The sequence below is a fragment of the Alteromonas sp. McT4-15 genome, from assembly GCF_020515205.1.
Lineage (GTDB): Bacteria > Pseudomonadota > Gammaproteobacteria > Enterobacterales > Alteromonadaceae > Alteromonas.
The window spans coordinates 1-7,962 of record NZ_JAJALG010000060.1 but is presented as its reverse complement, the minus strand read 5'-3'; the positions used below and the strand labels follow the sequence as shown (position 1 = coordinate 7,962).

Annotated in this window: 6 protein-coding genes, 3 tRNA genes and 1 pseudogene; 9 read left to right on the top strand and 1 reads right to left on the bottom strand. The window is 43.3% G+C overall.

Going from position 1 to position 7,962, the window contains the following annotated elements:
• Nucleotides 1-98: 98 nt before the first annotated feature.
• The 9 genes and pseudogenes from LHL20_RS20245 to LHL20_RS20205 form a co-directional block, all read left to right on the top strand.
• Nucleotides 99-1,427 (top strand): annotated as a pseudogene (locus LHL20_RS20245) (putative 4-mercaptohistidine N1-methyltransferase); the annotation flags it as partial.
• A gap of 10 nt (nucleotides 1,428-1,437) precedes the next feature.
• Complete coding sequence (locus LHL20_RS20240) at nucleotides 1,438-2,682, top strand: aminotransferase class I/II-fold pyridoxal phosphate-dependent enzyme (RefSeq protein ID WP_226434594.1); 1,245 nt, start codon at nucleotides 1,438-1,440, stop codon at nucleotides 2,680-2,682.
• A 183-nt stretch (nucleotides 2,683-2,865) separates the two neighbouring features.
• Nucleotides 2,866-3,573, top strand: a complete 708-nt coding sequence (locus LHL20_RS20235) for a pirin family protein (RefSeq protein WP_226434593.1) — start codon at nucleotides 2,866-2,868, stop codon at nucleotides 3,571-3,573.
• A 183-nt stretch (nucleotides 3,574-3,756) separates the two neighbouring features.
• Nucleotides 3,757-4,401 (top strand): UvrY/SirA/GacA family response regulator transcription factor, encoded by a 645-nt coding sequence (uvrY, locus tag LHL20_RS20230; RefSeq protein ID WP_202265674.1) that lies wholly within the window; start codon nucleotides 3,757-3,759, stop codon nucleotides 4,399-4,401.
• Nucleotides 4,402-4,418: 17 nt separating this feature from the next.
• Nucleotides 4,419-6,251 carry an excinuclease ABC subunit UvrC gene (gene uvrC / locus LHL20_RS20225; RefSeq protein ID WP_159624620.1) on the top strand — a complete coding sequence of 611 codons (1,833 nt, stop codon included), beginning with the start codon at nucleotides 4,419-4,421 and terminating at the stop codon, nucleotides 6,249-6,251.
• A 111-nt stretch (nucleotides 6,252-6,362) separates the two neighbouring features.
• A complete protein-coding gene (pgsA, locus tag LHL20_RS20220) occupies nucleotides 6,363-6,941 on the top strand; it encodes a CDP-diacylglycerol--glycerol-3-phosphate 3-phosphatidyltransferase (RefSeq protein WP_226434592.1) in 579 nt (192 codons plus the stop codon).
• Between the two features lie 163 nt (nucleotides 6,942-7,104).
• Nucleotides 7,105-7,180 (top strand) — tRNA-Gly (locus LHL20_RS20215).
• Between the two features lie 39 nt (nucleotides 7,181-7,219).
• A tRNA-Cys gene (locus tag LHL20_RS20210) sits at nucleotides 7,220-7,293 on the top strand.
• 67 nt (nucleotides 7,294-7,360) lie between these two features.
• A tRNA-Leu gene (locus LHL20_RS20205) sits at nucleotides 7,361-7,447 on the top strand.
• A 26-nt stretch (nucleotides 7,448-7,473) separates the two neighbouring features.
• On the opposite strand, the gene LHL20_RS20200 is transcribed toward LHL20_RS20205, so the two are convergent.
• Nucleotides 7,474-7,893, bottom strand: coding sequence for a DUF3718 domain-containing protein (locus LHL20_RS20200; RefSeq protein ID WP_226434591.1), 420 nt, complete (start codon nucleotides 7,891-7,893; stop codon nucleotides 7,474-7,476).
• Between the last annotated feature and the right edge of the window lie 69 nt (nucleotides 7,894-7,962).

Here is a 7,962-nt window from a genome sequence, read left to right as displayed (position 1 = left end):
TTAAGCTTGGAAACGAAAGTAACCCACAGCTGGAGGCTATATAATACAAAGCCTGTAGCATTCTATGTTACTTTAGAGGGGAAAATCCCTAGAACCCCAAATGGCGTGAGTACACGCAGGCCACTCATCCCGTCTTTTGGGTGAAAACAGCGTCAGGATACCGCTATCGCAGTATGCTAGAGGAACACGATCTGCCATTGGACTGGCCCGTAGACGTCAACTATCACGAAGCGAAAGCATTTTGTAATTACAAAAGTAAACAACTGGGTAAGACTTTTCGTTTACCTACAGAAAATGAGTGGTTTGCTTTACGCGACTATGCTGGTGTTACCCAGTCGATATATGATAACGGATTTAATATTGCACTTCAGAAATACGCGTCCAGTGAACCGGTTGACGTTAATCAATCAGGGGATTTTTTTGATGTCGTAGGTAACGTTTGGCAGTGGACAGAAACCCCCATTTATCCTTTCGATGGCTTTAAAGTACATCCTTTATACGATGATTTCACTACACCGACTTATGACAATAAACATAATTTGTTTAAAGGGGGCAGTTGGATCTCAACGGGTAATGAGGCAATGAAAGAGAGCCGTTATGCGTTTAGACGTCATTTTTTCCAACATGCAGGTTTTAGATATGTTCAAAGTGAGAGCGTAATTAACGTGAACGATTTTGACTATGAAAGCGATACACAGGTTTCTCAATACAGCGAATTTCATTACGGAGACCAGTACTATGGTATCCCGAACTTTGCTAAGGCAAGTGCTGAATTTTGTATCGCAAAAATGGTTGAAGTGGGCAAGGGCGGCAATGGTAAAGCGCTTGATCTTGGCTGTGCTGTTGGTCGTTCTACATTTGAAATGGCTACTTTCTTCGACCATGTAGATGGCGTCGATTTTTCTGCGCGCTTTATCAAAACGGCTTTTGACATGCAGGAACGCCAAGAAATTCGCTACCACCTTATCGAAGAGGGCGAGTTAACGTCCTTCCACTCACGCAAGTTATCATCTCTTGGACTGAGTGATGTAACGTCTAAAGTGGCCTTTGCGCAAGGGGATGCCTGTAACTTAAAACCCCAGTTTACTGGGTATGATCTTATTTTCCTTGGTAACTTAATTGATAGGGTGTACAGCCCACGCAAAGTACTAAGCGAAATGCAAAAGCGTTTAAATGCGGGTGGATTGCTTATCGTTGCAAGTCCGTTTACTTGGTTAGAGGAATACACAGAACGCAAAGAGTGGTTGGGTGGATATAAAGACGAGAACGGTGAAACGTTAAGTTCCACACAGGCACTTGAACAAAGTTTAGGTTCTGCTTTTGTTCGCATTGGCGAGCCGGTGTCAATTCCTTTTGTTATTAGGGAAACCAAGCGCAAATTCCAGCACACGTTGTCTGAGTTTAATGTGTTTCAAAAAGTGAAGTGACCCAAGGTACATGGAAGTTAATACAACCCCTGTTTTCAACAGCTTAGCGTCAGCGTTTTTGCCATACCAACATGTGTGGCAAAAACAACCTAGAGATAAGCGCGGCTTAACGCGCTTAAAATTTGCTGGCGTATCAGCGCGTTTCCCATGTGCGCCTGACGACTATATTGCGATGTGGATTGCCGATATGGACGCAGAACCACCGCAATGTGTTATTGACGCCCTTGTGTCGCAGATTAGTGAGCAGTATGGATATCAGTTATTGCCATTTGCAGATGCAGTTGCTGATTGGCATAACCGGGTAGGGGACTCGTTAGGTGTTAACGGTGATGTCAAAGCGCACCATGTAATTGAAGTGCCAAGTGTGACCAGTGCTGTTGATAGCGCATTAAGAGCGTTTTGTGATGTAGGCGATGAAGTGATGGTGTTATCGCCTACTTACGGTCCTTTAACTGACGTTATTACTCTTAATAATATGCGGCCCAGTCCTGTTTACGTGTCAGATAGCCAAATACATGTAAATACACTCAATGAAAACGCGAAAGCATTTGTATTATGTCACCCCAATAACCCTGATGGCACTGTACTAACGCACGTAAATCAGGTCGATATTATTCGGTTTTGCGAACAACATAATATTGTTTTGATCATCGATGCGGTACACGCAGAACTAGGATTTGTCGATGAAGATAGCCCTAATGCTATTCCATTGTTTGGGGGCTCTGCGGGGTTAGCGCAGTCTCAAAACATAGTACATGTGAACAGCGTTAATAAAGCATTTAACTTATCAAGCATGCCGGGGGCGTCCTATGCCATCATTGCACATGAACAAAAGAGAGTTGCGCTTAAGCGCTCACTGAGTCAACGTCACTTAGAGGCTGGGCCAGTTGCTAAAGCGGCATTAATCAGTGCCTATCACTATGGGTCAGGTTGGCTTCAAACAATGCGCGCCGCCATTGGGTTTAATCGAAAATTGGTCAACACTTATTTTGCGCATTGCGGTATTGATGCAGACTACACAATGGGTCAAGCAACGTATTTTTTGTGGTTAAATTTACGCAAGATCACATTAACAAAACCAGTATCTAACCACGTTTTTAAGCCCGCTGAAGACATCAACCAATGCATAACCCGCGGTGTTATTGTTAACGACGGCGCACAATTTGGTGCCAATGGCTTCATTAGAATGAACCTTGCCTGTCACCCTATACATATTGAACAAGCCCTAAACCGTCTGTTTTTCTCAGCCAATTAATCATCCTAAATTCTGTTATGTAGAATGATAAGGGCAATTATATGAAATTTTATCCTATCATTTAGGTCGTATAATAATCTCCATTGTGAAGTTACCCGCATACTTTATTTTCAGCATGTGGTTGTCGTTCAGGACAATACTACATTCAAGTTGCGGGTAACCATTATCTTGAGGAGAAGGTTTATGGTTTATCTAAGAAAAGCACATACCCGTGGCAAAGTAGATTTCGGTTGGTTGCAAAGTCAGCACAGTTTTTCGTTCGGTCACTACTACGATCCAAAGCATATGGGGTTTTCTGCACTTCGTGTAATTAACGATGATGTTGTTCAGGCTGGTAGAGGATTTGAAACCCACGGTCATAGGGACATGGAAATCATTTCCTACGTTGTCGATGGTGCGTTGAAGCACAAAGACAGTACAGGCAATGAGTACGTGGTACCGGCGGGCGACGTGCAAGTGATGAGTGCGGGCAAAGGCATAATGCATTCGGAGTTTAATCCATCGAGTAATGAACCGGTTAACTTCTTACAAATATGGATTGTACCTAGTGAAAAAGGTGGCGAGCCGGGTTATGCGCAAAAAACCTTTGGTAGCGACGCTCAACTAGAGTTACTCGTAAGCAGTGACGGTAAAGATGACTCACTTAAGATAAAGCAAGATGCATCAATTAGCCGACTACAATTAAACGCAAGCGAGCAACTTTCACTTGAAACCGGTAAACGCAAGGGCTACTTGCATATTGTAAGTGGTAACGCGCAAGTGAAAGTGGGTAGCGAAGAAGAAATACTCCTTCTTAGCCACGGTGATGCAGTGGGTGTTTTTGAAAGCGACACTATTGATATTATTGCGAGCAATGACCTGGTTGCACTTTGGTTTGACTTGCCAAGTTAACATTGCAAAATTGCTTTATATCAATAATTTATTTACAAAATGTGTATCTGCACTTCACGTAAGCGTAACTCATGGTATGATGACGGACGAGTGATTTTGGGGCGGTTTGTTTGTATTGGTAAAGTACAGCGAACAGCCCTTAGTTCAGTAGTTACCTTAAACTGAAGTCAGTGAGATACTAGAGTGATAAAAATAGTCCTAGCAGATGACCATGATTTGGTCAGAACAGGGATACGCCGAATTCTGGAAGACGTAGACGATTTCACAATTCTTGGTGAAGCAAGAAACGGTGAAGACGCGGTACAATTGTGCCGAAAAGACGCTCCAGATGTGGTACTCATGGACGTGAACATGCCTGGTATAGGTGGCTTAGAAGCTACCCGAAAAATTGTCCGCATGTCTGAAAATACGCGTGTAATATGCTTGTCGATGCACAAAGAAAGTCCCATTCCAATGCAAGTTATGGAAGCGGGTGCATACGGTTTTCTCACTAAAGACGCCGAGCCGAGTGAAGTAATATTAGCAATTCACAAAGTTGTGGGTGGTCAAAAGTATGTTGATAGCGAAGTAGCCAATAGCATTGCAATCGGAAAACTTTCGCCTAATTCAGATAATCCATTTAACGATTTATCGAGTAGAGAACTTAACATTGCGCTACGGTTAACAAAAGGCCAGCGCGTAACAGATATCGCGAGTGAACTGAGTATTAACGCAAAAACAGTTAATACCTATCGCTACCGTATGTTTGATAAGTTGGGCGTGACATCGGACGTTGAGCTAACACATCTCGCTCTGCGCCATAAGCTTATCGATCCCAATTTACTATAGGCGTCAACCTGCGCATTATGTCAAAGCGACAACCTTCAGATTTCGACTCAGCGGCATTCCTAAAAAACTTAACCTCTCAACCTGGCGTGTACAGAATGTACAACAGTCAGGATGAGGTTATTTATGTTGGTAAAGCGAAGAATCTTAAAAAGCGCGTTTCCAGTTATTTTCGTGCGAATCTAGACAACGCCAAAACGCGTTCTCTGGTCAGTCAAATAGCCAAAATGGACGTCACTGTGGTTAACAGTGAAACGGAAGCATTTCTGCTTGAAAATAACTTCATCAAGAAATACAAGCCGCGTTATAACGTGGTTATGCGTGATGATAAGTCGTATCCGTTTATATTTTTGTCTGATCATCAGCATCCTCGATTATCTTTCCACCGCGGCCCTCAGAAGAAAAAGGGTGAATATTTTGGCCCTTATCCCAGTGCGTGGTCGGTACGTGAAAGCTTGCGCTCAATGCAACGCATTTTTCCCGTAAGACAATGTGAAGACAGTTACTATCGTGCTCGAAGCAGGCCTTGTTTGCAGTATCAAATGCAACGTTGTAGCGCCCCCTGCGTTGAAGGCTATGTCACTGATGAAGAATATAAAGAGCAGGTCAATTTTGCGCGCCTTTTTCTAAAGGGGAAAAATCAGCAAGTGATTGGCAGCCTTGTAGAGAAAATGGAAAAAGCCAGTGAAAGCCTAAATTTTGAAGCCGCTGCTCGATATCGCGATCAAATAAATGCTTTAAGAAAGGTACAGGAGCGGCAGTGGGTAGCAGGTACACAAGACGAGATGGATGTTTTTGGCTTTGCGTTTAAAGGCAACATGGCTTGTATTCAAGTCATGTTTATTCGCGATGGTCAATTGCTAGGGAGCAAAGCATTTTTTCCAAAAGTTCCCAATACAGCCGACGAGCAAGAGGTATTCGAATCTTTCTTTCTTCAATTTTATTTGGCGGGCAATAAAGTCATTCCAAAGCAAATTGTGTTAGCTCAAACACTAAGTGATCAAGACGCCATTGCTGAGGTGCTTGCCAGCGAAGCAGGGCATAAAGTTACCTTTTTCAAAGGGGCTAGGGAAGAAAAACGCAAATATTTAGCACTAGCACAAGCCAATGCGCAAACTGCACTTGAAGCGCAGTACAGTCAACAGAAGTCTGTTTTTGCCCGTTACCTGGATTTGGAAGATGCCCTTGATATCGATGTGCCGCTTCAGCGCATGGAGTGCTTTGATATTAGTCATACATCAGGCCAGCAGACGGTAGCGTCGTGTGTAGTGTTCAACCGTGAAGGGCCACTAAAAAGTGACTACCGTCGATATAACATCGAAGGTATCACGCCTGGCGATGATTATGCCGCTATGGCGCAAGCGCTTAAACGCCGTTATAAATCGGTTAAAGAAGTGCAAAAGATCCCCGACTTACTGTTGATTGATGGTGGTAAAGGGCAACTTGCACAAGCTGAAGCGTTTTTCGAAGATTGGCCGCACGATAAAAAACCAATGTTACTGGGCGTAGCCAAAGGTGTAACGCGTAAGCCCGGCCTTGAAACGCTAATACTTGCAGGTAGTCATGATGTGGTGTCGATGGAAAGCCATTCTCCGGGGCTGCACTTGGTTCAGCACATCCGTGATGAATCTCACCGCTTCGCTATCACAGGGCATAGAAACCGACGCCAAAAAGTGAAAACCACCTCAAGTCTTGAAAGTATTCCTGGAATTGGAGCAAAACGTAGACAACAACTGCTTAAATTTATGGGAGGTCTACAGGGGCTTAAGAAAGCCAGTAGAGATGAAATTGCAAGTGTACCTGGCATAAGTCAAGAATTGGCGGAGACTATTTACGATCACCTTCACCAATAAAACGCATGCACACAAGCATTACACGCGATTTTAGGGTAATGTGTTACAAAAATGAAAGCGATAAAGCTGCGCTAAACGCCCATAGAGGCACAAAACTGAGACGTATTTTTTATGTGGACTGTTCCAAACTGTATTACTTTATTTAGAGTAATTCTTATTCCTGTATTCGTGGTTGTTTATTTTCTTGATTGGCGTTGGGCGCATGAAGCGGGCGCTTTTATATTTTGGCTTGCTGCGATTACTGATTGGTTTGATGGTTACCTTGCACGAAAATTACAACAATCTACGCCCTTCGGCGCATTTCTCGACCCCGTAGCAGATAAGTTAATTGTAGGGGCAGCACTATTAATGATCACACATAGTTACGCCACCTTATGGATTACATTACCTGCAATTGCCTTGTTGGTGAGAGAAATCTATGTGTCGGCATTAAGAGAATGGATGGGCTCAAATGGTGTTCGTGAAGCGGTAAAAGTATCCTTTTTAGGAAAAGCCAAAACAACAGCACAAATGTTAGCGTTAATTGGATTACTTTCTGGTCTAGAAACATTTATGGGCTTTCCAATTTATTGGGTGACACTGGGTTATATTCTTCTTTATATTGCTGCAGTGCTGTCAATTTGGTCAATGATTGTCTATACAAAAGCTGCGTGGCCCCACCTTAAAGGTGGAGCGTTAAAAGGAAATTGATCGTACATTAATCAAAGTGAATAAAAAAATAGCAAACGATCATAAAAATACGCATTTATCTCAATTTAAACGTTTTTTCGTATTGACAGTTCTGAATGGGTAGGTAGAATGCACCCCACATTTCGAGAGGACATCACCGAAACGAAATGTACGATTAAGGTATGCGGGAATAGCTCAGTTGGTAGAGCACGACCTTGCCAAGGTCGGGGTCGCGAGTTCGAATCTCGTTTCCCGCTCCAATCTCTAAATGAGGTAACTTAATCAGCGCCAGTCGCACTGGCGGAATGGCAGAATGGCTATGCAGCGGATTGCAAATCCGTCTATCTCGGTTCGACTCCGGGTTCCGCCTCCACAAAGCTGCAAAGCTGCAACGCAGCATCAGGTTCTACGCCTGACACCTTGCTGAAAAGCAACCCGATGCCCGGGTGGTGAAATTGGTAGACACAAGGGATTTAAAATCCCTCGCTGGTAACAGCGTGCCGGTTCAAGTCCGGCCCCGGGCACCATTTATCTACCATTTTCATTGAATTACCTATTTAAGTACTGCTGTAATGTTGCTTAGGTTTTCTCGTTGATACGAAACTTCAATATCTTTAATTTCAACTTTCGTACGTTGCGGTGAATAGCGCTTGAACATGGCATAAGTATCATCAGCACCATAAACTCTGGCAAACTCTGTCACCTGCATTCCGTTACACACTAAACCTTGAGAAAGGGTTCTTAATGAATTCGACATGTGTTTTGTGTTGGGAAAAATACTATAAGCCGATTTTCTCACGCCATGTTTGTCGTTCAGTGCTGCGCTTTTGCATACCGAAATTAAGTCATCTTCGATTGCTTTATCATAACCACTATCACCAACGGCATTAAATGTTATTAGAAGCGGTGCACTCATTACTAAAGTGACTAGTTTTTTATTAAATGCATGTTCCGGCCCATTCCGATCACCCATTTCGGTTCAATCCGATCAGTGATTTCGGTCTAATCCGATCGCTTATTTCGGCGTTATCCGATCAAAAAT

Bases quoted from the DNA above. Each gene is read 5' to 3' on its own strand.
- LHL20_RS20200 (WP_226434591.1), bottom strand. From the start codon at position 7,893: ATGGGTGATCGGAATGGGCCGGAACATGCATTTAATAAAAAACTAGTC.
- LHL20_RS20240 (WP_226434594.1), top strand. From the start codon at position 1,438: ATGGAAGTTAATACAACCCCTGTTTTCAACAGCTTAGCGTCAGCGTTT.
- pgsA (WP_226434592.1), top strand. From the start codon at position 6,363: ATGTGGACTGTTCCAAACTGTATTACTTTATTTAGAGTAATTCTTATT.
- LHL20_RS20235 (WP_226434593.1), top strand. From the start codon at position 2,866: ATGGTTTATCTAAGAAAAGCACATACCCGTGGCAAAGTAGATTTCGGT.
- uvrC (WP_159624620.1), top strand. From the start codon at position 4,419: ATGTCAAAGCGACAACCTTCAGATTTCGACTCAGCGGCATTCCTAAAA.